This is a genomic window from Actinoplanes sp. NPDC051537 (genome assembly GCF_055586105.1).
Map to the genome: position 1 here is coordinate 30,709 of NZ_JBVJIU010000023.1, position 25,103 is coordinate 55,811.

Here is a 25,103-nt window from a genome sequence, read left to right on the forward strand (position 1 = left end):
GGGCCGGGACGGTCAGGTGCGGGACCACTTCTGGTTGCTCTGGCCGTTGCAGGTCCAGATCTGCAGGAGCGTTCCGTTGGCGGTTCCGGCCTTGGCGGCGTCGAGGCACTTGCCCGAGGCGGCGCTCACGACGGTGCCGTCGGCGTTCACCGTCCACTGCTGGTTGGCGCCGCCGGTGCAGTCGAAGATGGTCACGGGGGTGCCGTCGGTCGTGGCGCCGGTGTCGACGTCGAGACACTTCGCGCCGTACACCGTCAATTGCTTCGACGTCGTTGCCGTCCAGGTCTGGTTGGCGCCGCCGTTGCAGTCCCAGAGGGCGATCCGGGTGCGGTTGACCTGGGTGTTGTTCGGCACGTCGGCGCAGCGGCCGGAGCCCTGGCCCCGGAGCACGCCGATCGAGCCGTCGCCGCAGGTGGTCATGCCGCTGGTGTAGGGGCATGCGACGGAGGCGAAGCCGCCGCGCTCCAGCTCGGCCACCGACAGCGTCGCGGCGCTGGTGACGACCTGGGTCGAGCGCACCATCGTCGCGTTGGCGCCGTCGCGCACCGTTTCCAGCAAGTACTGCCCGCCGCCGAGGAAGCTCAGAGGCGTCGTGTACGTCTTCGCGGCGATGTTCGTGGCCCCGGCGATGTACCACTTCGCGCCGTTGCGGCGCGCGATGTACGCCTCCTGCCCCGGCGTGCCGCCGAGCAGTCGTGTCTCGTCCCAGGCGGTCGGGAGCTGGTTGAGGATCTGCAGCGCCTCGGGGTGGGCCGTGTAGCTCTCGGGGTTGTCGGCGAGGTGCTGCCAGCCCGACTCGAACAGGATCGAGGTGGCGAGCTCCTGCGCCAGGGTGTCGTCCCGGTTGTACGAGCTGAGGACGACCGGCGTGTAGTCCATGCTCGAGATCGCGTTGCGGGTGAACGGCAGGATCGTGTTCTTGAACGCGCGCAGGAACTGTTCGGCGCCGTGCACCGCCTCCGCCGACATCACGTGTGGCCAGGTGCGCTGCAGGCCGCGCGGTGTCGCCGTACCGTGGAAATTGATCATGATTTGCAGGTTGGCGGTCTGGGCCAGAATCTGGTCGTACCACTGCAGCGTGGGCTGGGTGTATTCGTAGATGAAGTCGACCTTCACGCCGGCCACGCCCCAGCTCCTGACCTGTGGCAGCCACTGGTCGCGCTGCGCCTGGGTCCACAGGGTGCTGGAGTTGAACCACAGGATCACCTGCACGTTGCGGGCCTTCGCGTACGCGACGACGTCCGGGATCCAGCTCGACTGCCAGCCCTCGTCGATCAGGACGTAGCCCCACCCGTTGCGGGACGCGAAGTCGATGTACTGCTTCTGCCGGTTCTCGTCGCCCGGGCTGGCGTGCTCGGTCAGCCACGACCAGGTGACCGTGTCCGGCTTGATCCAGGAGGTGTCGCTGATCTTCGACGGTGTGGCCAGGTCGTCGACGATCGTCGATCGGGTGACCGTGGCCAGGTCGCCGACGGCGGCGGTGCGCCACGGCGTCGACAGCGGGAGGCTCGCGGTCACGCTCGAGCTGTCCAGGACGATGCCGTACGTGCCCGAGCCGGCCGTGTGGGTCAGGCTGCCGCCGGCGTACCGGCCGTCGAGGTTCGTCTCGGCGATCAGCGCGTAGGCGCCGCCGGCCTGGAACAGCGCCGGCACACGGAACGTCCCGGTGGCCGCCGCGCCGGCCGTCGTCTGGACCGGATATCCCTGGTCCTCCCGCGTGGCGGGCAACAACCAGGCGTTCGACCCGGTGGGCACGCTCCACGACGACGCCTCGCGCTGCACGGTGACCGAGCCGCTACCCGGCAGGACGTAGCGATACGCGACGCCGGTGTCCGAGGCGCGCACCACGACGTCCAGCCGCGCGCCGCCGGTGCCCGTGAACGACAACGTCGACTCGTTGTAGGTGGTCGACCGGCTGCGCTGCTTGCCGGTGGTCATCGTGTACGCCTCGGTGACCGTGCGGTCGGTGCGCTGGCTGAACGTGAGGTTCCTGGTCAGGTCGGCGGCGCCGGTCTGGATGCCGATGGTGGACGGCGAGAGCACGGTCTGGCCGTGGCTGGCCGCGCCGAACGTCAGGATGCCGCCGTCCAGCGTCACCTGGGCCGCGGTCGGGGAACCGCTGGACGGCCCGCTGACGACCCAGCCGGCAGCGGCCGAGGCCGCGGTGGACGCGCCGAAGCCGTAGAGGAGCGCCGCCGGCAGCAGGACCGCGGCGGCATGCGTCAGCAGACGCTTTCTTGTTCGCATGGGGGATGCCTTTCCGGCCGGGGGGGGGGCGTTGCCGACCGAACAAATTTCACCTGGAACGAAACTTAACGAACAGTGTCGCCTCGTCCGGAGCGCCATGGCTAGGGAGCGGTCACCAAGGTCGGCCGGGCGATTTTGTCGCCGCGAACAACGGCCCGCGTCCTAGGCTGCGACGATGAACAGCGCAGGCCGGCCGGTAGGGGAAGCGCGTCGCGGGATGCCGGCGTTCGCCACGTTCGACGAGCCGACCCGCCGCAAGGTGATCAAGACGATCGAGTTCCTGCGGCAGGAACAGGCGACCTACGGGGACCGGCTGCTCGCCCTCGTCCGCAAGCAGCTGCCGGGCTACCGGATCCTCACCGACGACGAGATCCGGGTCCCCGCCCAGGCGTTCATGGACACGCTGATCACCGAGCTGCTCGCCATGCGGGTGCCCGACCCCGCGCTGCGCGAGCTGCTCCACAAGTTCGCGGCCGAGCGGGCCGCCCGCGGTATCCCGGCCGACCTGCTGTCCGCCTCGTACCAGCTCGGGTCGCGCCTGATGCTCGCGCTGCTCGACGAGGCCGGCGATGCGGCCGGCCTGCCGACGGCCCTGCAACTGGTGATCCACGACAGCGTCTGGGAGTTCTCCAACGAGGCGTCCGATGTGTTCAACCGGGCGCAGAGCGACCTGGCGCTCGAGCGGACCCGATTCGACGCCGAGCGGCGCGCCGCGTTCGCCGGTGCGCTGCTGGCCGGATCGTTCCCGGCCGAGCAGATCAACCGGGACGCCCGGATGTTCGAGCTCGACCCGCAGGCGCGTCCCGTGCCCCTGGCCGCCCGGGCGTCGTCGGCCGGCGAGGCCGACGCGATCCTCAAGGCGATCGCCGCGGCGCTGCGCCTGCCGGCGGACCGGCTGCTGTACGCCGAGGTCGGCGCGATCCTGGGCGTGATCGCGCCGGTCGCGCCGGAAACCGTCGCCGGGTACCTGGTCGGCGCCGGTCCCGCCGTCCCGCTGGATCGGCTGCACGAGGGGTTCGCCGAGGCGGTGCAGGCGCTCGACACCGCCGGCTGCTTCGGGCAGATCGGACTGGTGCGCCTGGCGGACCTCGGGCCGCGGCCACTGGTTCTCGCCGCCGGTCCGGCCGGGGCCGTGGCGGCGGCGCTGAGCGCGCGGCACATGCGTGCGCTCGACGGGCCGGGCCGGGCCAACTCCGACATCGAGGAGACGGCACGCGTCTATCTCGACTGCAATCAGGAAGTGCGCGAGACGGCGCAGCGGCTCGCGGTGCACCAGAACACCGTGCGGTACCGGGTGCAGCGCTTTCACGAGCTGACCGGGCTGGATCTGCGGCGTACCGAGGACCTCGTGACGGCGTGGTGGCTGCTGCACCGCCGGATGAGCTAAGACATCGAAAGATATGTATGGCTTCCAAAAATGGGCGATCGAGTTTGGTTGAGAGTCCAAATCGAAGTCGTTGACAGCTGTTCGAACAATAGTGCTCAATCTCTAACAGCACCGAACAGCCACCGCTCCGGTCAGAAATGGGCGCTCGGCAACTGAAGTCAACGATCACCGCCAGGAGATGAAACATGGCCATTAACCTCTCCCGCCGATCTGCTTTAAAGGGTTTGGCCGGCCTGACCGCCGCCGCGGCCCTGCCCAGCCTGCTGACGGCCTGCGGCAGCGACGACGACTCGGCGAAGACCGGGACGGATGCCGGCTCGGCCACCGCGCCGATCACCTTCGGCTCCAACTACTCGGACGACTCGACCAAGGCCGCGTTCGCCGCGCTGACCACCGCCGCGACCGCCGCGACGAAGGTCCCGATCACGGTCAACACGACCAGCCACGACGCGTTCCAGACCAACATCAGCACCTACCTGCAGGGCACCCCGGACTCGCTCGCCACCTGGTTCGCCGGGTACCGGATGCAGTTCTTCGCCGCGCAGGGTCTGCTCACCCCGGTGGACGACGTCTGGGAGAAGATCGGCAGCGGGTTCAACGACGCCACCAAGAACCTGTCCAAGGGCATCGACGGGCACTACTACTTCGTGCCGCTCTACAACTATCCCTGGGTCGTCTTCTACAACAAGAGCGTCTTCGCCTCGAAGGGTTACCAGGTGCCGACCACCTGGGACGCCTACCTCGCGCTGGCCAAGAAGATGAAGGCCGACGGGCTGACCCCGATCGCGTTCGCCGAGAAGGACGGCTGGCCCGGCCTGGGCACGTTCGACATCATCAACCTGCGGGTCAACGGCTACGACTACCACATGAAGCTGATGAAGCACGAGGTGCCGTGGACCGATCCGGGCGTCACCGCGGTCTTCGACAAGTGGCGCGAGGTCATGCCGTACATGCAGAACGGCGCGAACGGCCGGCCCTGGCAGGACGCGGCGAAGGCGCTGGAGAACAAGCAGGCCGGGATGATGTTCCAGGGGTCCAACCAGGTCGCCGCCAACTACGACCCGAAGAACCTGCCCGATCTCGACTTCTTCCCGTACCCGGTGATCAACCCGACGTACGGGCAGGACTACATGGACGCGCCGACCGACGGCTTCATCCTGCCCAAGAAGGGCAAGAACCCGGCCGCGGCCAAGGCGGTGCTGCAGTACGTCGGCGGCAAGGACGCCGAGGCCTCGTTCCTGCAGACCGACCACTGGGACGTCGGCGTCGCGAACGGGCTGATCGCGTCGAGCTACAACGACATCCAGAAGAAGTCGGTCGCCGAGATCGCCAAGTGCAAGAACGTCTCGCAGTTCATGGACCGCGACACGGTGCCCGACATGGCCACCGCGATGATCAAGCTGGTCCAGCAGTTCGTCGACGACCCGAGCGCCGCGTCGGTCGCCTCGATCCAGAAGAGCGCCGAGGACCAGGCCAAGACGATTTTCACCAAGTGATGCGACGGAGGTTGCGCGTACTCACCCGGCGGGACCTCCTGGTCGTCGGCGCGATGCTCGGCGTGCCGCTGCTCATCGACGCGGCGTTCATCTGGCTGCCGACGGTGGCCTCGGTCGGGTTGTCGTTCACGAAATGGACCGGGGTCGGCGGCGTCGAGCTGAAGCCCTGCGGCTCGTTGCCGTCGGCGCCGGGGATCCCGCAGCCGGGATGCCTCAACGGCACGCGCAACTACACCCAGGCCTTCACCGGCTATCCCGACTTCTGGCCGGCGGTCCTGCACAACATCATCTGGCTCGCCGTGTTCGTCGGCGTCGCGACGCCACTGGGGATGCTGTTCGCCGTCGTCATCGACCGGGGCATCCGCGGCTCGCGGCTCTACCAGAGCATCTTCTTCCTGCCGGTGATGCTCTCGCTCGCGCTGATCGGCATCGTCTGGGAGCTGATCTACTCACCGAACTACGGCCTGATCAACTCCCTCATCGGCCGTACCGGCAACAACGACCTCATCGACTGGCTCGGCGACCCGAAGCTCAACCTCTGGGCGCTGCTGGTCGAGGCGAGCTGGCGCCAGGTCGGCTACGTGATGGTGCTCTACCTGGCCGGGCTCAAGGCCGTCGACCCGGGCCTGCGCGAGGCCGCCCTGATCGACGGGGCGACCAGCCGGCAGACGTTCTGGCGGGTCATCTTCCCGGCGATGCGGCCGATCAACATCGTCGTCGCGGTGGTCACGGTCATCGAGTCACTGCGCGCGTTCGACCTGGTCTACATCACCTCGGGCGGCAATCCGCTGCGCGGCCTCGAGCTGCTGTCCGTCGCGGTGACCCAGAACATCGTGGGGGAGACCCAGCGGATCGGCTTCGGGTCGACGCTCGGCGTGATCCTGCTGGTCATCTCGCTCGTCCCGATCATCCTCTTTCTCCAGCAGGCTTTCCGGCGCGAGGAGGCCGAAACATGACCACCACGACGCGGATCAGACCGGTGCGGGCGTCGCCTCCGGCGGCGCCGGCCCGACCGAAGGGGGCCGGCGCCCGGGCTCAGATCTTCATGACCGTCATGCTCGTCCTCTGGATCACTCCGGTGCTGTTCTCGCTGTACGTGGCGTTGCGCCCGATCTCGGAGACGAACGCCCACGGGTACGTGTCACTGCCGCGCCACCTGACGCTGGACAACTTCAGCAACGCGTGGAACCAGTCAGACATGTGGCACTTTTTCCTTAATTCAGCGTACGTGACGATCCCGTCGGTGCTGATCACGCTGCTGCTGGCGGCGTCCTGTGCCTACGTGCTGTCGCGACTGAGATTCCGGTTCAACATCGCGCTGCTGATCGTGTTCACGGCCGGCAATCTGCTGCCCCAGCAGGTTCTCATCACTCCGCTGTTCCGGCTTTACCTGGCCGTCCCGCTGCCGTCGTGGGCCAGCGGGAGTGGCCAGCTCTACAACAGCTACATCGGGCTGATCGCCATCAACGTCGCGTTTCAGCTCGGGTTCTGCGTCTTCGTGCTCAGCAACTACATGAAGACGCTGCCGAAGGAGCTCGACGAGGCCGCGGTCGTCGACGGAGCCTCCGTCTGGACCCGGTTCTGGCGGCTCACGCTGCCGCTGTGCCGCCCGGCGGTCGCGGCGCTGGCGACGCTGCTGACGACGTGGATCTACAACGACTTCTTCTGGGCGATCACGCTGATCTCCACCGGCGACAAGCGTCCGGTCACCTCGGCACTGGCCAACATGCAGGGTCAGTTCGTGAGCAACCAGAACATGATCGCCGCGGCGGCGCTGATCGCCGCGATTCCCACGCTGATCGTCTACCTGCTGTTGCAGCGGCAGTTCATCGCCGGCCTGGCCCTGGGCTCGACCAAGGGATAGCGGAGTCGCCGGCATCCATACCTCGGCAGAGCACAACATCATTGCGGTGTACGCCGCCGGCCTCGTGCGCCCCGGCAGCGTCATCGCCATCGCGGCGGACGTGATCGCGCTCCCGCTCGCCCGCCGGCTCTGCGACGTGCCGGGCCTGACCGTCGTCACCAACTCGATCCCGGTGTCGGCGATCCTCGCCCGGCACGGCCGGCCGGACCAGACGGTCGTGCTGACCGGCGGCGAGCGGGGAGGCTCGGGCGCCCTGGCCGGACCGCTCGCCGAGGCGGGCGCCCGGTCCCAGGCCGTCAGCCAGGCGTTCGTCGGCCCGTGCGGGCTGGACCAGCGGCGCGGCCTGACCGCCGCGAGCCTCGACGAGGCCGCGGTCAACGCCGTGCTGCTGAGCATGGCCGGCACGAAGATCGTGCTGGCCGACCACGCCCGCTGGAACGCTCCCGGCCTCGCGACATTCGGCAAGCTCTCGCGGGCCGACCTGATCATTTCGGACGACGGGCTGCCGGCGGAGGCGGTACGCGTGCTCGAATACGAGATCGGCACGGTCGCCCTCGTCGCCGACCCGGGCCGCGGACCGGGAGTTGCCGTCGCGGAGCGGCCGGCTAGGTCGAGTCCTGCCGATCACCGGAGCCGAACTGCAGGGCGTCGTCCTTGATCGGTCCGCGGAACAACGGTGCGTCGCGGCGATAGTGCTGCTGCAGCCGCCACGGGGCGCGGTCGGCCTGGCGGGGAAGCGTGGCGCGGGCCCGATCGAAGTAGCCGGAGCTCATGTCGATCAGCGGCGAGGTGGGTAGCGGCTCGTCGGGCAGGCGGGGCGTGACGATCGGCGAGCGGTCGCGGCGCATCAGCTTCAACAGCCGGCTGACGTACGAGGCGACGAGGTCGGCCTTCAGGGTCCAGGCGGCGTTGGTGTAACCGATCGTGAAGACCAGGTTGGGCACGCCGTCGAGCATCATGCCCTTGTAGACGACGCGTCGTGCCGTGTCCACCGGTTCGCCGTCGACCCTCAGCGCGATGCCGCCGAAGGTCAGCAGGTTCAGACCGGTGGCGGTGACGATGACGTCGGCGTCGAGCTCCGCGCCCGACGCCAGCCGCAGGCCGGCCGGCGTGAAGGTCTGGATGTGGTCGGTCACCACCTCGGCGGCGCCGGAGCTGATGGCGGCGAAGAAGTCACCGTCGGGAACGAGGCACAAGCGCTGGTCCCACGGCTCGTACGCGGGCTTGAAATGGGTGTCGACGGCGTACCCGGCGGGTAGTTGCCGGACCACGCCCTTCCGCAGCATGGCTCGCATCCGGGCGGGACGTTTGCGGCTGAACTGATAGAGCCACGTCGCGATCGTGATGTTCTTCCACCGGATCGCCTTGTGCGCGGTGGACCGGGGGAGCAGTCGGCGCAGGAGGTGGGCGATCCGGTCGCGGGCGGGCAGCGACAGGACGTACGACGGTGAGCGTTGCAGCATGGTGACGTGCCCGGCGGTGCGGGCCAGGGCGGGCACCAGCGTGACGGCGGTGGCGCCGCTGCCGATGACGACGACCCGCTTGCCGTCGACGTCGAGGTCCTCGGGCCAGTCCTGCGGATGGACCACCCGGCCGGTGTAGTCGCCGACCCCCGGCCACGACGGCGTATAGCCCTCGTCGTATCGGTAGTAGCCGCAGCAGAGGTAGAGGAAGCCGCAGGTACGGGTGGTGCGCTCGCCGGTGCGCGGGTCCTCGATCGTCACCGTCCAGCGCGCGTCCGCGGTGGACCAGGCGGCGCCGATCACGTGGGCGTGGTAGGTGATGCGCTCGTCGACGCCGAACGCCCGCGCGGTGTCGCGGAGGTACTCGAGGACGGCCTCCCCGCCGGCGATCGCGTTCTCGCCGGTCCAGGGGCGGAAGGGGTAGCCCAGCGTGTACATGTCGGTGTCGGATCGCACGCCGGGATAGCGGAAGAGGTCCCAGGTGCCGCCGCTGGCGCCGCGACCTTCCAGGACCTCGAAGGTCAGCTGCGGGTTCTCGGCGGAGAGGCGGCAGGCGGCTCCGATGCCGGACAGACCCGCCCCGACGATGAGGACATCCACCTCGGGCACGGGGCCTCCTTTGCGAAGAGCGGGAAGATGGCGTACGGCAGAAGGATGGCACCCGCAGCGGGCCTGTGCAACACTTCGACAAGATGTTTCATCTGGTCTCCGTGATCCCGGGAGGTTCCATGACCAGCTCTGTTACTGTCCGCGATCCGTTGGACGGCGACCTGGATGACAAGGCGGCGATAGCGGAACTGCACCGGCTGTTCGCCGCGCAGCAAACCGCGTTCCGGAGCGAGCCGTTCCCCGGCGTCGCCGAACGCCGGGAGCGGCTCGTCGCATTGGCCGGCATGGTTCTCGCCCACCGCGACGAGATCCGCGCGGCGATGACGGCGGACTTCGGCGCCCACCCGGACCTGTTCACCGACCTGGTGGAGGTCCTCGGCGTGGCCGGCCGGGCCGGGTACGCCGCCGAGCAGCTCGACGAATGGACGGCCGACGAGCCGCGGCACGCCGACCCGTCCTTGTTCGGCACCGCCCGGACGAGCGTGCGCTACCAGCCCAAGGGCGTCCTCGGCATCATCGTGCCCTGGAACTTTCCCTTCGATCTGTCCCTCGGTCCGCTGGTCGAGGCGCTCGCCGCGGGTAACCGCGTGATCATCAAGCCGTCCGACCACACACCGGCCTGTGCCGGCCTGCTGCACCGGATGGTCGCCGCAACGTTCCGCGAGGACGTCGTCGCGGTTTCGGTCGGAGGCCTCGAGCTGGCGCGAGCCTTCCCGACGCTGCGCTGGGACCACCTGCTCTACACCGGCAGCCCCGCCGTCGGCCGGGAGGTCGCCCGTGCCGCCGCCGAGAACCTGGTGCCCGTCACGCTCGAACTGGGCGGCAAATGCCCGGCGATCCTCGCGGACGACAGCGTCGACTACGACAGCGTCCGCGGCGTGGTCGGCACGAAGCTGGTCAAGAACGGCCAGATGTGCATCTCGGTCGACCACGTCCTGGTCCCGCGCGCCCGGCTCGGCGACTTCGTCGAGCACGCCGCGCGGTACTTCGAAAGCGAGTTGCCCGGCTACGCCTCCTCGGACGACTGCACCGGCATCATCACCGCACGCCAGCGAGAGCGGATCACCGCGATGCTCGCCGAGGCCGAGGCGGCCGGCGTGCGACTGGTCACGCTCGGCGGACCGGGCGACGAGGAGACCCGCCGGATGCCGCTGACCCTGGCCGTCGATCCGCCGCCCGGCCTGCGGCTGATGCGCGAGGAGATCTTCGGGCCGGTGCTGCCGGTGATCGCGTACGACGACCTGGCCGACGTCGTGACCCGGCTGAACGCGGGGGACCGGCCGCTGGGTCTCTACGTGTTCAGCAAGGATCCGCGGATCGCCGACGAGGTCCTGAGCCGCACCATCTCCGGCGGCGCCTGTGTCAACGCGTGCGCGCTGCAAGGCACTCTTCCGGCGCTGGGCTTCGGCGGCGTGGGACTCAGCGGCTACGGGCGGCATCACGGCATCGACGGGTTCCGGGAGTTCTCCAATCCGCGCGGCGTCGTCGTGCGGGGCACCGGCGATCTCGCGGATGCCTTCCTTCCGCCGTACGGGCCGACCGCGCAGGCTATCGTGAACAGCGTCCTGAGGCCGCCCAGTTCCCCGTGAGGTCCGATGCCGACCGTCGACGCGCCGGCCCCTGCCGGCGCAGGCCGAGCCGACCAGTTCGTCCGTGCGGCGGCCCGCTGGCTGCACGAGGGGCGGCGCCTCGACATGCAGGGCCTCGCCGACGAGCTGGGCATCTCACGGGCGACCTTGTTCAGGCGCGTCGGTGGCCGCGAGGAGCTGCTCAGCCAGGCGCTGTGGATCAACGTCGAGCGCACGCTGGCGATCGCCGCGCGCCGCTGGGAGGCCGAACGGCCGGCGGGAGCGTGGCACGCCCCCGGCACCGGCCGGCATCTCAACGCGATCGTCGCGCAGTCGCGCGGCCTGCGCCGGCTCTTCGACGAGGAGCCGGCGGTCACGCTGCGCGTCATGACGGATCCACGGGGGCGGATCCAGACCGGCGTGGTGGCCTTCGTCGAGGGCCTCCTGCGCCGCGACATGGCCGAGTTCGGCTTCGCGCCCACCATCGACCCGAACGCCCTCGCCTACGCCCTGGTTCGCCTGGGCGAATCGTTTCTCTACGCCGATGTGCTGGCCAACCGGCAACCCGATGTGGAGACCGCCAACCGGCTGCAACAGGCCCTGGTCGAGGGCCTGAAGCCGCCGGATCATCGCGAGAGCTGAAGTGTGCTGAGCGCCGCCTGCACCTCGCGTTCGTGCGCCTCGGCGTCGCGCCGGGCGGCCTTCGGGCTCCACCGTCCGTTGAGCAACGGGATGCAGGCCAGGAAGAAGAGGGCGCCGGCGAAGCAGATCCAGTACCAGTTGCGCCACTGGCCGGGCGAGTCCGCGGCGGCCTGTCGCACCGCCGGACCGTGCTCGTCGAGATAGGCCAGCGTGGCGGGCGGCACCTTGCCCAGGGCGGTGAGCTTCGCGATCGCCTCGTCGGCGGAGACGTGTTCGGTGGCGGCGATCTGGCCCACGGCCGCGGCCTGGGCGGCCGGGTCACCGGGGTTGGTGGACAAGGCCGCGAGCGTGTCCGGCTGAATGGCGGCGGCGGTGGCCAGTTCGTGCTGATACTGCGCGGCGAGGGCGGAGACCTGCGCGCCGTGGGTGACCAATGGCGTCATGCTGCTGACGACCACCGGCAGCACCAGGAACGAGCCGAACACGACCAGCCGCTGGATCCAGGCCCAGATGGCGAGGCCGGTGGCGGTCAGCGCCGGGTTGCGGGCTTCGACCGTCTCGGTGAAGCTCGCCATCCACGGGCAGTACGCGATGGCCAGGAAGATGGTGAGCACCGAGATGATGCCGGCCAGCGTGTGGTAGCCGGGGTGGTGGCCCAGCTGCCGTAGGAAGATGACCAGCATGATCGCGGTGCCGGCGCCGCCGACGACCATGAACGGCTTGCGGACCCGGAGCCGGTCGGAGAGAAAACCGACCGCCGCCAGAGCGAGGGCGTCGGCGATCCAGTTCCAATTGGCCAATCCGTTCGCGTCCTTCAGGCCGAACCCGAAAATGGTCGTGTAAAGAATGGTGCCGAAGCCGACGGCCGTGTAATACACCAGCAGGAGAATGGACACCGCGAGCGCGGACACCACGATGTCGGGCTTCAGCAGCTGGCGAAACGGCTTCTTGATCATGCGCTCGACGTCGAGGCCCCGGGCCCGGGCCTCGACCAGGGTCCGGTCCCGTTCGGTGACCATGAGCTGATCGCGCAGGCTCGGCGCGAGCTCACGCAGGAACAGGAACGCCAGGACGAACACCGCCAGTCCGATGTAGCCGCAGATGCGGAACTCGGTCTGCCACGCCGTGCCGGGATCGATGGTCAGCGTCCCGACCAGCGAGACCACCAGGCTGCCGAGCACCGGCCCCATCGTCCAGAATCCCATCGCCGTGGCCCTTCCGACCTGCGGAGAGAAGTCCCGGACCAGGGCGGGCGTGGCCACCAGCACGATTCCTTCGACGACGGCCACCAGCCAGGAGACGATGGCGAAGGGCCACTTCGAGGTCATCTCCGGCAGCACGAACGCGGTCAGCACGCTGGTCAGCAGCAGACCACCGACCACCAGCTGGGTACGGCCGATCCGGTCGGCCAGGCCGGCGCCGAGCGAGGCGAACGCGCCGAAGAGATTGCCGAAGGCCAGGATGTACACGTAAGAGGAGAAGCTCATTCCCAGGTGGGTCAGCAGGAGGGTGGATACCGCGCCGCCGACATAGAGCTGGTAATACAGGGCGACCGTGATGACCACGACGAGGACGAGCTGGACGACCCGTGGACCGGTCGCGGGGTAGCTCGTCAGCTGACGATTGTTGATGGTCGCCCACCGGCCGGAATTTGCTTGCCGCGGTTCCGCTGACGTGTCCAATGCCGCCACCTTTTCTTCGGTCCGGGCCGACGGAGTCCGTCCCTTTGCGGCCGGCCCAGCGCGGCCAGTGTTACATCTCGCCAAGATGTTGCATAGAGGTTACGAGGCTCGGTTGACGCATTTTCTGAAGATGTTGCAAGCGGGGCGCCGGACGGGATGGTCGACGACGCCGGTGCGGGGAGCCGCCGGGCCGCCGTACCGGGTAGCGTCGGGATTGACGTCGGCCTGCCTGTGTGTCCGGCATCGCTGTCGCTAGCTGGGAGCGTGGTCTTGCCGTACCTGTGCCGAGTCAGCATTTCCGGCCCCGAAGCCGACGACGCCGGCGTCACCACGCTGATCGACGCCGTTGCCGATGCTGTCAAGAACGGGTGGGAAGCACCGCGGGTCTACGTCCAGGACGAAGAGTCCGACGATGACGGGTCGTCCGGGGGATACATCCTCGACCACCGGATCCTGGGCTATCCGGGAGGCGTGATCGTCCTGGTGGTCCTGGACTGCGACGACTTCATGCAGGCATCGATCGTCGTGGCCGCGCTGGCGCAGCACCTCACCACCTGGAGCCCGGCGCTCCTCGAATACGCTCCGAGCGGGCTCGAGATCTCCCCACTCGACAAGCCCTACGACGAGGACAACTGGCTGCCCCCGATCACCGCCGAAGAGCCCGGACCGCAGTCACGCCGGCCCCTGCCGGACCTGCTTGACGAGAACCTGAAGGAGCCGGCTGGGCAGTATCTGCTGGCCCTCGCCCTCCGAGCCATCTGGAACCCCACCGAGCACGCGTACGGTGACCTCGCCGACGACATCGTGGCCGGATCGGTCGAGCCGCCCTGGGGGGTTCTGCTGTCCCGGTCGCTCGGCACTCTGCTCATCCGCGCCGCCCGGTTCGAGAGCGGGCAGGGATCCCGGGCCAAACTCGTCGTCCATGGTTCGGGCGACCTCGCCCTGGCCGATGACCTTCTCCGGCGAGCCCGGGAAACGAGCAACGAAGACTTCGCCGACGACGCGATGCGCGGGCACGTTCTCGTCGAGGACTTCGCGGAGGCGCACGACCTCCAGTGGAACCGGTTACCCGACGAACCCAGCAACCGCCAACTGAAGGCCCTGCTGTGGGCCGGACTCCGGGCCACGGCCACCTTGTGCGCGCCGCTCGCCAACCTCAGTGGACCATGGCAGGTCCTGGATCGGCTCGGCGACGACGGAATCGTCTCCCGCTACGCCGAGCAGGAGGAGGAGGACAACGAGACGGCCGCGGAAGACGACGCCGCCGAGGTGCATCTCGCCGGTGCGTCGCATCTTCTTGTCTGGCTGGCGATTCGCCATCCCGACCTGCTCGAGACCGGAGCCGCCGCGACGCTGAGAGCGGACGTCGCCGGCGATGTCTCCGCCTTCCACCAGGTCTTCTACGCGACCGTGGTGATGGCCGGCCCCGAGCCACTGACGGCAGCGCTGGCGCAGCAACGAGTCCCCGCCCGGATCCGTCAGCACATCGACACCTTCGCCGCGGCTCTGGCGGACACCCAACGAGATGACCCCGACGAAAGCGCGGACGCGTACGACGAGATGCACATCGCGCTCGAGGAGGTCCTCGCCGCCGGACCCGGCCTGGCCAAACGCATCCGGTTGCTGCTCGTCGTCACCGAGACGGCCGTGCGGCTGACCGAGACACCGCACACCATCACCTCGCACCTGCTGGTGAACCCGGCCATGCATTCGGCAGTGGTCCTGCACCGCGACGACGACGATGCCGCGATCCGCGCCACCATGCTCCGGTTGGCCGCGCAGGTGTCGCCCGTCGCGGCGGCCGACCTGATCGCCGAGTTTCCCGGGCTGGCGGGAGAGGACCCTCGCCTGGAACCGGCCGCACGCGCCCGGGCGGCCCACTGGGTTCAGAAGGCCATGCAACTCGCCCAGGAAAACGGCAGCCCGGTGGGCGTCCTCGACAGCGTCACCGGACCGGCCGCCGACGCGCAGACGCTGCTCGACGCGCGCGGGGAACTGCCGCCGGAGTGGCCCGTGCATCGGGTTGCCTCGGCGGCGGCGTACGCGGCCGCGGCAATCTTGCACGCGAACGACGCCGACGACCGAGCCGGCGAAATCTTCACCGAAGACTGACGGGCCGCATCGATTTCTCAGCCGTCCTCGGCGGACAGCAACGTCGTCACGCCGGCCAGGTAGCTTTCGGCGTCGGTGTCGTTCACCAGAAGCCGTTGCAGGACGAAGCCCTGCACCAGAGCGAGCATCGCCGCGCCGACCTGCTCCGGGTCGGCCTCGGCGGGCATGTGACCGGCGGCCAGCCGGCGGCGGGCCACCTCGGCGAAGTGGCCTCGCAGCCGGCGGTACACGTCGTTGGCGCGCGCGGCGAGGTGCGGGCTGCGCTGGGCCTCCGCCCACACCTGCACGCTGATCTTGGTCACGTCGGTGCCGAGCACCGGGTCGTGCGCGACGCGGCTGGTGATCGCTCGGATGACCGCCGTTTTCGGCGACGGCGCCGCTCCGTCGGCCAGCAACGCCTCGAACGCCTCGTCGGCGGATGACAGGGCCGTCTCCGCCACCGACGCGATCAGCTCTTCCTTGCTGGGGAAGTACCGATACACGGCGCCCGCCGACATGCCGGACTCGCCGATGATGTCGGCCATCGAGGTGGAGTGGAAGCCGTTGGCGGCGAACACCCGAGCCGCCGTGGCCATGATCTCGGTGCGGCGGGCCTCCCGGTACTGCGCGGTCACTCGCATGTGACTCACGGTGTCCAAGGCCGTGGGCCTCCTCACGGTGATCATCAGCGTGCTGCTCACCGCCTTTGCCTGGCCCGCGGCGCGGTCGTCGGTCCACGGCATCCCGGTCGCGGTGGACGGTCCGGCCGCCGCGGTCGACCAGGTCACCGCCGCTCTCGATCAGCGCCTGCCGGGCGGCTTCACGACCACCAGGGTCTCCGGCGTCGCCGACGCCGAACGGCTGATCCGCGACCGCAAGGTGTACGGCGCGATCGACGTCGGCCCGGGTGGCGTCCAGATCCTGATCGCCTCCGGCGACAGCCCCTCGGTGGCGCAGACTCTGCAGAGCGTCGCCGCCGCGTTCGGCGAGCACCAGAGCGGCGGCTCGGCGATCCCGGTCCACGACGTGGCCGCCCTTCCGTCGAACGACCCGCGCGGCGCCGGCGTCGCCGCCGGTTCCTTGCCCATCGTGCTCGGCGGCATGCTCGCCGCGGTGCTGCTCACCCGGTTGGTGCGGGGCCGGGTCCGCCGTACCGTCAGCGCCTTCGCCTACGCCGTCACCGGCGGCCTGGCCATGGCCGCGATCCTGCAGTTCTGGCTCGGCTCGCTCGACGGCGACTACCTCGCCAACGCGGGCGCCATCGCGCTGACCGTCGCGGCCACCTCGTTGACCATCCTCGGGCTGGAGTCCCTGTTCGGCTACGTCGGGTTCAGCATCGGCGGCGTCACGATGCTGCTCGTCGGCAATCCGTTGTCCGGCGCCTCGAGCGCTCCGGAGATGCTGCCCGGATGGTCCGGAGCCGTCGGTCAGCTCCTGCCGCCCGGCGCCGGAATGCATCTCCTCCGGTCCACCGCATACTTCGGCGGCGACGGCATCGGCGACTCGGTGATCGTCCTGCTCGCCTGGCTGGCGCTGGGCGCCGTGCTGAGCCTGATCGGCCATCATCGCTCCCGCCGCGTCACCCCTTCGGTCTCCGGAACGAGTCCGGGCCGGCCGCAATCGGCACTTGTCTAGCCATGCGCCGGGCGGGCCGAGTTGGCGCGGAAATCAGTCAAACGGGAGCTGGGTACGACGAGGCGCAACATCCTGTCCACCGCCGCGCTGGCCGTGGTCACCGTGGCCGGGGCACTGGCCCCGCACGGCACGCCTCAGTGGTACAGCCTCGCCGGCCCGGTCGCGGTGATCGTGCTGATCATGGTCGGTGTCCGGCGGGTGACCCGCCGGCCGGATCTGGTCGAGCCGCCGGTCCGGGTGGTGCTGGCCCGGGTCAACCGGCTCCGGCGCCGCCCGGCCGAGCGGGGTCTGGACCGGGTCCGCGCCTTCATCGGGCAACTGGGCTCGGCCCGGCTCACGCCCGGGCGAGGAGCCGCGGCCGCGATCTTCGCGGTGCTCAACTGGGGCCTGGACGCGGTCTGCCTGTGGATGTGTCTGCGGGCGATCAGCGACGGCCCGATCAACGGCACCGAGGTGCTGCCTGCGTTCTGCGCCGGCATGGCCGCCGGAACCGTGACCATCATCCCCGGCGGGCTCGGCATCATCGACAGCGCGCTGATCCTCGGCCTGGTGACCGGCGGCGTCGGCACGTCCACCGTGATTGCCGCCGTCGTCCTCTACCGCATCATCAGCTTCGGCTTCGTCATCGGCGCCGGCTGGGTCACCTGGCTCGTCCTGAAGGGCCGCCGCGCGGACACCGCTGACCAGCATTGACAGCCTTAAATGTGAACGTTAACGTCCGAGGGCAAACGTTTTCCTAATGGGCGGAGTGCGCGATGCGGCAGCGAACGCGGGTGGGCGCCGGCTCGGCGGCAGTGCTGGTTCTGGTGGCCGGTGCGGCGATGACCGAGCCTGGCGTAAGCCGGGCCGCCGCACCTGACGAGCGGGCCCCGATGGTGCTCGCGGTCGACCTGTCAAAGCCGATCAAGCCGGTCGACCAGGCCGCTTCCGGTTCGCTGTACGGGATCGCGGACGAGGGCTGGCCCGACGATCGCTGGATCGCCGGGATCAATCCCAAGATGTTCACCCAGCCGCCGCCCGGCGCGACCCACCAACCCAACGGCGAGCCGGCGCCGGTCGGAGACACGCTGAAGGTGTGGCCGGTCGCGAAGCGGAACGGCGCCACCGTCACGATCCGGCTCCCCGACATCTTTCCGAGCTTCCCGTACGTGTGGCAGGGCGACGACTACTGGTACGGCCAGGTCGAGCGGATGGTGAGGGCCCGGCTCGCCTCCGGTGCGGACAACATCTACGGGTACGAGATCTGGAACGAGCCGCAGTGGACCTGGAACCCCGCCTGGGGTGACTTCGACACCATGTGGGCGCGAACCTATCGGCTCATCCGCTCGATCGATCCGGCCACCCCGATCATCGGGCCGAGCTACGACCGCGACTACGAGGTGGGCCTGCGCCCGTTCCTGACCGCCGCCGTCGCGTCCGGGACCGTGCCGGACATCGTTTCCTGGCACGAGCTCGGCCCGGACACCGGCATGCAGGTCGAGACGCACGTCCAGCAGTACCGCGCGCTGGAGAAGGAGCTCGGACTCGCGCCGAGGCCGATCAGCATCAACGAGTACGGCTCGCCTCGTGACGCCGGCGTGCCCGGTTGGCTCACCCGGTTCGTGGCGAAGCTCGAGCGGGCCCGGGTCGACACGGCCGACCTGGCCTTCTGGCACAAGCCCGGCCGGCTCGCCGACCTGCTCGTACCCAAGGGCGGCGGCTCCGGCCCGGCCAACGACGCCGAGCCGACCGGCAACTACTGGCTCTACAAGTGGTACGGCGACATGACCGGCAAGATGGTGACCGTCACCCCGCCCGCGCCGACGGCACGGTCCATCGATGTCGGCACACCGGTTCCCGCGGCGTCCACCCGGGCGCCCGGCCGGGACGGCACCGCCATCCCGCTCAACGGCGACGACCCCAACCAGTATGTGTCCATGCCGGCCAACGTGCTGCACGGCGTCGGCGACTTCACCATCTCGGCCTGGGTCGATCTCCGCTCCACCGCCGACTGGGCCCGGATCTTCGACTTCGGCACCGGCACCGCGGTGAACATGTTCCTGACACCGCGGGCGGCCGGCGCCGGCCTCCGCTTCTCGATCACCACCGGTCCGGGCGCCGAGCAGCAGATCAACAGCTCCACACCGCTGCCGACCGGCTGGACCCACGTCGCCGTCACCAAATCCGGCACCACCGGCACGCTCTGGGTCAACGGGGAAGCGGTGGGCACCAACCCCGCCCTCACCCTCGGTCCGTCCGACCTGGCCGGCGGCGACACGCCCCACAACTGGATCGGCCGCTCGCAGTATCCCGATCCGCTGCTGGACGCCACCGTCGACGACTTCAACATCTACGACCGGGCATTGTCCGCCGCCGACCTGCAGGCGCTGATGACCGCGCCCGGGGCCGGGAACGTGCTGTCCTACCACTTCGACGAGGCCGCCGGGACGGCCGTGCCCGATGCGTCGGGCAACGGGCGCGACGGAACCGTCACCACCGGGATCGAGGGCGTCGAGCACCTGCCGGCTCCCGACGGGTTCGCGAGCGTGGACCGGGGCACCCGAACGGCCCGCGTCGTTTTCGGCGGCGGCACCGGAGACCTGCAGTTGAAGGTCCGTGGCCTCAGCTTCGGCGGTCGCGCGGACGTCCGGGTCTACGCCACCGAATGGACCGGCACGGACGGCGTCTCCGCCGGGCCCGTCCCGGTCTTCGGCGGTGCCTACCCGGTGCGTGACGGGGCGATCTCGGTGCCGGTGTCCGGCATGGACGACACCACCGCGTACCTCGCCGTGATCCGCCCGGCCGCCGGCCCGGTGCCGGGATATCAGCGCTACGAGGCAACCGGCGGGCGATCGCTGACCAGCCCGCTGGCCTCCGAGAACCGGTACGCGACCGGCCACGAGTTCAGCTTCACCGTCACCGCGCCGGCCGCCGGCCCGTACGACCTCGGCATCCGCTACACCGGCGGCGGCGACGGCATCGTGGCCGGCCGGACCGTGACGTTCCCGGCCACGAACGGCTTCGCCACGGCCCGGACCACGACCACGCTCCACCGTGGAGCCAACCAGATCAAGATCAAGCTAAGCGGTCGTACGCTCGGGCTCGACTACCTGAACGTGACGCCCTTCCGCACCCGCGTCCAGGCCGAGAGCGGCGCGTGGACGGACGCCGACCTGGTCCGGATCAACATGGACACCAGCAACTTCTTCGCGCCGTACGTGTCCGGCAACGCCTACGTCGCCGACTTCGCCCAGCCGGCCAGCGAGCTGCGGCTGCCCGTCACCGTCCCCGCCGCCGGCCGCTACCGCCTGAAGATCGGATACTCGACGGCCGGCACCGAGCAGGAACGGCGAGCGCAGACGAAGGCCGGCCAACTGCTGCGGGTGAACAACGGACCATGGCAACCGATCTCGTACGACCCGACCCAGTTCCGCGAGATGATCCGGCAGACCACCGTCACCGTCGACCTCCCGGCGGGCGCTTCCGTGCTCACCTTCACCAAGGCCGACCGCCCCGGCGTCGTCGACCTCGACTACGTCGACATCCTCGGGGCGGCCGCCGCCGGCCGATGACCTCGATGTCGGCGGCCGTTCCGTGTGCGATGCGCCCGGGTGTCAATGCCCCTGGGGGAAGGGCCGGTCCATCACGGTGCCCTTGATGCGGGTCTGGGTGTGGCGCTCGACGGCGGGGTTCGGGGAGCCGCCGTTCGGCTCACCCCAGACGATCTCGACCTGGTCGCCGACGGCGGCGGACGGGTCGATCGGGCCGAGGGAGATCCAGCCGCGTACGTTCGAGGAGTAGATGGTGAGCATCGCGGCGCCGACGAGCTCGCCGTTCTTCTCGACCCGGTCGAACTGGCAGGCGGTGTAGAACGCGGCCGGCGTCTCCAGGTACTTGAAGCGCCGGTCGCCGGGCTCGTAGTAGCTGGCGACGACCTTCGCGACGTCGTCGCGGTCCCAGAGCACCCAGGCCTTGCGCTTGTGCGGCTCGTCCTTGCGGGCCTCGAGCCCCTCCCGGCCGATGTAGTCGTGGTCGTACTTGATGACGTGGCCGTAGCCGAGGTCCCACGGGGTGAGGTAGTAGTCCTCGATGTCGTCGGCGACCAGGCTGCCGCCCAGCGCGAGCGTGCCCTCGAACGAGCGGGCCGGCATCCACTCGCGGAACGCCTTCATGTCGTCGCCGGTGTACGTCGCGGGCAGGGTGTTGGCGATCCATCCGGACTCGGTGGCGACCGAGGCGTACGCGCGGGAGCCGATCTGGCGCAGCCCGTACTCGGCGCCGGCCTCGACGATCGTGTCCCGCACGGACTCGAACTCGGCGAAGGGGCCGGTGAACTCGTACCCGGGGAAGCCGGACATGCGGTGGTTCAGGGCCCGGACCTCGTGCGTGCCGACCTTGAAATGTCCCATGTGGAAGAACGGGATGTCGGGCATCGGGCCGCCGTTGACCTTCTCGAAGATCGCCGCCGCGTGCGGGCCCTGCAGTTGCAGGCGGAACAGCTCCCGGCCCTTCGGGTTCTGCACGGTGCGCAGGTCCTTGCCGACCTCGACGTCCCAGCCGCCGGTGACGGCGTTGAACTCGACCCAGTTAAGCGCCGGCGGCCGGCCCACGATGCGGACGTGGTGGTCGGCCATCCCGAACAGGATGCAGTCGCCGATCATGTAGCCGTCCGGCCGTACCGTGATCAGTTGCTTGGCGCTGTCGGTGCCGAAACCGGTGAAACTGTTCGCGCCGAGGCGTTCCAGCAGCTTGTACGTGTCCGGGCCGCGCACGATCAGGTCGGTCATGTGGTGCGAGAGGTCCATCAGCGCGGCCGACTGTCGCCACGCCTCCTGCTCGTCGCGCCAGTTGGTGAACTCGGACCGGATCGGGAACGGGTAGGCGCCGGAGCGGCCCTGGCGGAGCAGCGGAAGAGCCCCGCCCGCGTTGGTGATTTCTTCTTCGAGGCTGACCATGCGCCGAAGTTATCAGTCATATGAAAACTTTTAAAGGGCCTCAAACCCCGGAAGGCCGAGCCACCGGCCAGGCGCCGCGGTATTCCGGATCCTCACCCTCGAGCGCGACGGTCAGCTCGCGCAGCCGGGCGATCATCTCGTCGTGGGCGCCGCCGGGCAGCGCGTCGTCGAGCAGGCGGTCGACCGCCGCCATCCGGGCGCGCCCGTCCGTCACTCCGGCCAGCCCGCTCTCGGTCAGCTCGTGCAGCACGACGCGGCGGTGCACCGGATGCGGGAGCCGGCGCACCCAGCCCGCCTTCTCGAGCTGCGCGAGGGCGGTGGTCACGCTCTGCGGCGTCAGATGGAAGCGGCGGGCGAGGTCGGACGCCGACATCAGGCCGAGCTCGTCGAGGTGCACGCACAGCCCGAGCTGGGTCACCGTCACGCCCAGGCCCTCGAGGGCATCCTGCGCCTGCCGGTGCACGGCCTGCTGCGCGCGGTAGAGCACGTAGGGCAACCCGTCCTGCCAGCCCGGTTCGGCCGCCTGCGCCATCGTCGGTCTCCGTTCCCTCGGCCGTTTGCAGCAACCTTATTGTGTTTCCGGCCGTTTCAAAGTTTTCAGTCACCTGTTAACTTACCCGGCATGACCATCGACCTGGTCGCCGCCGAAAAGGCCGCCCGCGACTTCCTGACCGCGCTCGACGTCCCGACCGACGACGAGACGATGATCGACACCCCGCGGCGCATGGCCAAGGCGTACGCGGAGTTCTTCACCCCACGCCCGTTCGACCTGACCACGTTCCCCAACGACGACGGCTACGACGAACTGGTGGTGGCCCGCGACATCCCGTTCCGCTCGGTCTGCGAGCACCACCTGCTCCCGTTCCACGGCCGGGCCATGGTCGGCTATCTCCCCGAGGGACGCATCCTCGGCCTGTCGAAGCTCGCCCGCGTCGTCGAGAAGTTCGCGCTGCGCCCCCAGGTCCAGGAACGCCTCACCAAACAGATCGCCGACTGGCTGAACACCCGGCTCTCGCCCAAGGGCGTGGGCGTGGTCATCGAGGCCGAGCACACCTGCATGACCCTGCGCGGCGTCCAGGCCATCGGCTCCACCACGGTCACCTCGACGATGCTCGGCCGGCTGCGCAGCGACCCCCGCTCCCGCCAGGAGTTCCTCGCCGTCGCCCGCGGCCGGTGACGCCACCGGCGGCCGGACTCAGGTGACGCACACCTTCCACTTGCCGTCCTCCTTCGCCAGCGGCAGCTCCAAGGGCTCCTTGGCGCCCGTGCCGACGGTCAGCTCCATGTCGACGGTGGCCTTCCACGACAGGTTCCACAGCGTGACCTTGGTGTTCACCACGCTGCTGTCGCTGACGTTCTTGCCGCGGACGTAGTTGGTGAAATCGTCGTGGTTGGCCTTCGAGCCGGAGGCGGAGCACACGTATTTCAGCGCCTGGACGTCGTTGCCGGCGATCACCGCGTTGACGTAGGACTCGGCGGCCGCGTTGGCCGGCTTGGTCTGGCTCGCGATCAGCCCGAAGAACAGCGCGCCCCCGGCGCAGCACAGGAACACCAGGCCGCCCGCGGCCAGCCCGATGATCAGGCCCCAGCGGGTGCGCCTCGGTGGCGGGCCGAACGGTGCTCCATAGACCGGCGTCGCGGACATGCGCGGATCGTACAGCCGGGATCCGATCCCGGCCGTCCCCTTCGGACGCGGGCTATGACGCCAGGTCGCGGTGGAACCAGATGCCCGGTTTGCCGCCGAGGTGGGCCGGGTCGGCCGGGCCGGCCGGGACGAACCCGGCCTTGGTCAGGACCCGCTGGGACGCGGCGTTCTCACCGGCCGTGCCCGCCCGCAGACCGCGCAGTCCGTGCTCGGCGGCGGCCAGGCGGCACAGCTCCCGGACGGCGGCGGTCGCCACGCCGCGGCCGGCAGCGTGCTGCGCGACGCGGTAGCCGAGCTCCGCACCGCCGTCCTCGATGTTGTAGAGGTTGAATCGGCCCAGGATCGAGCCGTCCTCGTCGACGAGCACATAGAAGGCGCACGTGCCCGACTCCTGGTCGGCCAGCGCGGCGTCGTACCGATCGGCGAACTGGGTGAAGAAGTCGTCGCCGCGGTCGGAGATCGAGGCGGCGAAGTAGGCGCGGTTCGTCAGCTCGAAGGTCAGGACCGCCGGGGCATGATCGGCGCGCAACGGCTTCAGCTCGGGCATTGCCCGACACTACCCATACCCCGGCGCCGAGCCTCTCTAGGCTGGGGAGATGAGGATTCTGTCCATCCAGTCGGCCGTCGCTCACGGGCATGTGGGGAACTCGGCGGCCGTGTTTCCGCTGCAGCGCATCGGCGTCGAGGTCGTGCCCGTTCCCACGGTGAACTTCTCCAACCACACCGGCTACGGCGCCTGGCGGGGGCCGCTCCTGCCACCGGCCGACGTCGCCGAGATCCTGCTCGGTGTCGAGGAACGGGGCGTCTTCCCGCAGATCGACGCCGTGCTGTCGGGGTACCAGGGTGGGGTGGGCATCGGCGATGTCATCGTCGACGCCGTGCGCCGGGTGAAGGCAGCGAATCCGTCGGCCGTTTACGCGTGCGACCCGGTGATGGGCAACGCGAAGTCGGGATGCTTCGTCGCGCCCGAGATCCCGGACATGCTGCGGGACCGGGTGGTGCCGGTGGCCGACATCATCACGCCCAACCAGTTCGAGCTGGGCTACCTGACCGGAACCGAGCCGGCGAGCATCGAGTCGACGCTCGCCTCGGCCGACCTCGCCCGGGCCGTGGGTCCTTCGACCGTGCTGGTCACGAGCGTGGAGCGGCCCGACCGGGCGGACGGCACGATCGAGATGCTGGCCGTGGACGGGACCGGCGCCTGGCTCGTGAGCACCCCGCATCTGCCGTTCAAGGCCAACGGGTCCGGAGACGTCACGGCCGCCCTGTTCACCGCGCATTACGTCGCCACCAAGGATGCGGCGGTGGCTCTCGAGCGTACGGCGTCCAGCGTCTTTGATCTGATCGAGACGACCTACCGCTCCGGCCAACGCGAGCTTCAGTTGGTGCAGGCCCAGGAGTTCTACGCCGCGCCGCGCATGCAGTTCCACGCCGAACAGGTGCGATCAGGGCGCACTGAACGGAATGTGGACGAGCTCGCTCAGTAGTCATCAAGTCGGGGCGTACGACGTGCTGCATTTCCCCGGGTCCGCCCGGTGGGGCCTCTACGGCACGCCGCCGCGGTCGAGCGCCTTCGGCCATCCCGCGGAGCTCGCGACGCCGCTGTCGTTCGAGACCTGTCAGCAGAGCGTCCGAGGGTCCTTCTACGGGCTGCCGGCGACACCGCGGCGGCTGCGGACCGCCTTCCTGGAGATCGCGGTCCGGCGCGGGCCGGACGGGCTCGGGTCGGCATTCCTGCACGACGAGCTCGAACCCGGCCGGGCGGTGTGTCTGATGGGCCTGTACGAGGAGGCGGCGATGGAGGCGTACGGACTCGCCCAGTCGATCGGTGACCTCCAGG

At 69.6% G+C, this 25,103-nt stretch carries 21 protein-coding genes; 13 read left to right on the forward strand and 8 right to left on the reverse strand.

Features of this window, described 5'->3' with window-relative positions:
* Positions 1–12: 12 nt before the first annotated feature.
* Positions 13–2,247, reverse strand: coding sequence for a glycoside hydrolase family 97 N-terminal domain-containing protein (locus tag ACZ6TB_RS41360; RefSeq protein ID WP_465564870.1), 2,235 nt, complete (start codon positions 2,245–2,247; stop codon positions 13–15).
* 175 nt (positions 2,248–2,422) lie between these two features.
* Here ACZ6TB_RS41360 and ACZ6TB_RS41365 point away from each other — a divergent pair, with 175 nt between their 5' ends.
* The 5 genes from ACZ6TB_RS41365 to ACZ6TB_RS41385 all read left to right on the forward strand — a co-directional run bounded on the left by ACZ6TB_RS41365 (position 2,423) and on the right by ACZ6TB_RS41385 (position 7,652).
* Positions 2,423–3,634 carry a PucR family transcriptional regulator gene (locus tag ACZ6TB_RS41365; RefSeq protein ID WP_465564873.1) on the forward strand — a complete coding sequence of 404 codons (1,212 nt, stop codon included), beginning with the start codon at positions 2,423–2,425 and terminating at the stop codon, positions 3,632–3,634.
* A gap of 224 nt (positions 3,635–3,858) precedes the next feature.
* Positions 3,859–5,130 carry an ABC transporter substrate-binding protein gene (locus ACZ6TB_RS41370; RefSeq protein ID WP_465564875.1) on the forward strand — a complete coding sequence of 424 codons (1,272 nt, stop codon included), beginning with the start codon at positions 3,859–3,861 and terminating at the stop codon, positions 5,128–5,130.
* Positions 5,130–6,086 (forward strand): carbohydrate ABC transporter permease, encoded by a 957-nt coding sequence (locus ACZ6TB_RS41375; protein WP_465565147.1) that lies wholly within the window; start codon positions 5,130–5,132, stop codon positions 6,084–6,086. The genes ACZ6TB_RS41370 and ACZ6TB_RS41375 overlap by 1 nt, the downstream gene beginning before the upstream one ends.
* Positions 6,083–6,994, forward strand: a complete 912-nt coding sequence (locus ACZ6TB_RS41380) for a carbohydrate ABC transporter permease (RefSeq protein WP_465564878.1) — start codon at positions 6,083–6,085, stop codon at positions 6,992–6,994. The genes ACZ6TB_RS41375 and ACZ6TB_RS41380 overlap by 4 nt, the downstream gene beginning before the upstream one ends.
* A gap of 37 nt (positions 6,995–7,031) precedes the next feature.
* Positions 7,032–7,652 (forward strand): DeoR/GlpR family DNA-binding transcription regulator, encoded by a 621-nt coding sequence (locus ACZ6TB_RS41385; protein ID WP_465565149.1) that lies wholly within the window; start codon positions 7,032–7,034, stop codon positions 7,650–7,652.
* On the opposite strand, the gene ACZ6TB_RS41390 is transcribed toward ACZ6TB_RS41385, so the two are convergent.
* Positions 7,600–9,066, reverse strand: coding sequence for a flavin-containing monooxygenase (locus ACZ6TB_RS41390; RefSeq protein WP_465564880.1), 1,467 nt, complete (start codon positions 9,064–9,066; stop codon positions 7,600–7,602). The two genes, ACZ6TB_RS41385 and ACZ6TB_RS41390, sit on opposite strands and share 53 nt — an antisense overlap.
* 119 nt (positions 9,067–9,185) lie before the next feature.
* Here ACZ6TB_RS41390 and ACZ6TB_RS41395 point away from each other — a divergent pair, with 119 nt between their 5' ends.
* Together ACZ6TB_RS41395 and ACZ6TB_RS41400 are read left to right on the forward strand one after the other, a co-directional pair.
* Positions 9,186–10,655, forward strand: a complete 1,470-nt coding sequence (locus ACZ6TB_RS41395) for an aldehyde dehydrogenase family protein (protein ID WP_465564883.1) — start codon at positions 9,186–9,188, stop codon at positions 10,653–10,655.
* A 6-nt stretch (positions 10,656–10,661) separates the two neighbouring features.
* Complete coding sequence (locus ACZ6TB_RS41400) at positions 10,662–11,276, forward strand: QsdR family transcriptional regulator (RefSeq protein ID WP_465564886.1); 615 nt, start codon at positions 10,662–10,664, stop codon at positions 11,274–11,276.
* Here ACZ6TB_RS41400 and ACZ6TB_RS41405 read toward each other — a convergent pair.
* On the reverse strand, positions 11,261–12,958 hold the full coding sequence (locus tag ACZ6TB_RS41405; protein ID WP_465564889.1) for an MFS transporter: 1,698 nt from the start codon (positions 12,956–12,958) through the stop codon (positions 11,261–11,263). The two genes, ACZ6TB_RS41400 and ACZ6TB_RS41405, sit on opposite strands and share 16 nt — an antisense overlap.
* Before the next feature lie 156 nt (positions 12,959–13,114).
* On the opposite strand from ACZ6TB_RS41405, the gene ACZ6TB_RS41410 reads away from it, so the two are divergent.
* Positions 13,115–15,070, forward strand: a complete 1,956-nt coding sequence (locus ACZ6TB_RS41410) for a hypothetical protein (protein WP_465564892.1) — start codon at positions 13,115–13,117, stop codon at positions 15,068–15,070.
* Positions 15,071–15,087: 17 nt separating this feature from the next.
* Here ACZ6TB_RS41410 and ACZ6TB_RS41415 read toward each other — a convergent pair whose 3' ends face one another.
* Positions 15,088–15,690, reverse strand: coding sequence for a TetR/AcrR family transcriptional regulator (locus tag ACZ6TB_RS41415; protein ID WP_465564895.1), 603 nt, complete (start codon positions 15,688–15,690; stop codon positions 15,088–15,090).
* 10 nt (positions 15,691–15,700) lie between these two features.
* Here ACZ6TB_RS41415 and ACZ6TB_RS41420 point away from each other — a divergent pair, with 10 nt between their 5' ends.
* From ACZ6TB_RS41420 to ACZ6TB_RS41430, 3 genes are all read left to right on the forward strand, one after another.
* Positions 15,701–16,684: an ABC transporter permease gene (locus tag ACZ6TB_RS41420; protein ID WP_465564898.1), complete on the forward strand. Its 984-nt coding sequence runs from the start codon at positions 15,701–15,703 to the stop codon at positions 16,682–16,684.
* Between the two features lie 21 nt (positions 16,685–16,705).
* Positions 16,706–17,377, forward strand: a complete 672-nt coding sequence (locus ACZ6TB_RS41425; protein ID WP_465564901.1) for a lysylphosphatidylglycerol synthase transmembrane domain-containing protein — start codon at positions 16,706–16,708, stop codon at positions 17,375–17,377.
* Positions 17,378–17,439: 62 nt separating this feature from the next.
* Positions 17,440–20,235, forward strand: a complete 2,796-nt coding sequence (locus ACZ6TB_RS41430; protein WP_465564903.1) for a LamG-like jellyroll fold domain-containing protein — start codon at positions 17,440–17,442, stop codon at positions 20,233–20,235.
* Between the two features lie 42 nt (positions 20,236–20,277).
* Here the strand turns inward: ACZ6TB_RS41430 and ACZ6TB_RS41435 are convergent, their stop codons facing one another.
* Both ACZ6TB_RS41435 and ACZ6TB_RS41440 read right to left on the reverse strand, forming a co-directional pair.
* Positions 20,278–21,618, reverse strand: a complete 1,341-nt coding sequence (locus tag ACZ6TB_RS41435) for an aminomethyl transferase family protein (protein WP_465564906.1) — start codon at positions 21,616–21,618, stop codon at positions 20,278–20,280.
* Positions 21,619–21,658: 40 nt separating this feature from the next.
* A complete protein-coding gene (locus tag ACZ6TB_RS41440) occupies positions 21,659–22,150 on the reverse strand; it encodes a MarR family winged helix-turn-helix transcriptional regulator (protein ID WP_465564908.1) in 492 nt (163 codons plus the stop codon).
* A 90-nt stretch (positions 22,151–22,240) separates the two neighbouring features.
* Here ACZ6TB_RS41440 and folE point away from each other — a divergent pair, with 90 nt between their 5' ends.
* The gene (gene folE, locus ACZ6TB_RS41445) at positions 22,241–22,795 is read left to right on the forward strand and encodes a GTP cyclohydrolase I FolE (protein WP_465564910.1); all 555 of its coding nucleotides are present in this window, start codon (positions 22,241–22,243) and stop codon (positions 22,793–22,795) included.
* Between the two features lie 18 nt (positions 22,796–22,813).
* Here the strand turns inward: folE and ACZ6TB_RS41450 are convergent, their stop codons facing one another.
* Positions 22,814–23,263, reverse strand: coding sequence for an Rv0361 family membrane protein (locus tag ACZ6TB_RS41450; RefSeq protein ID WP_465564913.1), 450 nt, complete (start codon positions 23,261–23,263; stop codon positions 22,814–22,816).
* Between the two features lie 52 nt (positions 23,264–23,315).
* Positions 23,316–23,810, reverse strand: a complete 495-nt coding sequence (locus ACZ6TB_RS41455) for a GNAT family N-acetyltransferase (protein ID WP_465564915.1) — start codon at positions 23,808–23,810, stop codon at positions 23,316–23,318.
* A gap of 49 nt (positions 23,811–23,859) precedes the next feature.
* Between ACZ6TB_RS41455 and pdxY the strand changes: the two genes are divergently transcribed.
* On the forward strand, positions 23,860–24,750 hold the full coding sequence (gene pdxY / locus ACZ6TB_RS41460) for a pyridoxal kinase PdxY (protein WP_465564917.1): 891 nt from the start codon (positions 23,860–23,862) through the stop codon (positions 24,748–24,750).
* The last annotated feature ends 353 nt before the right edge of the window (positions 24,751–25,103 follow it).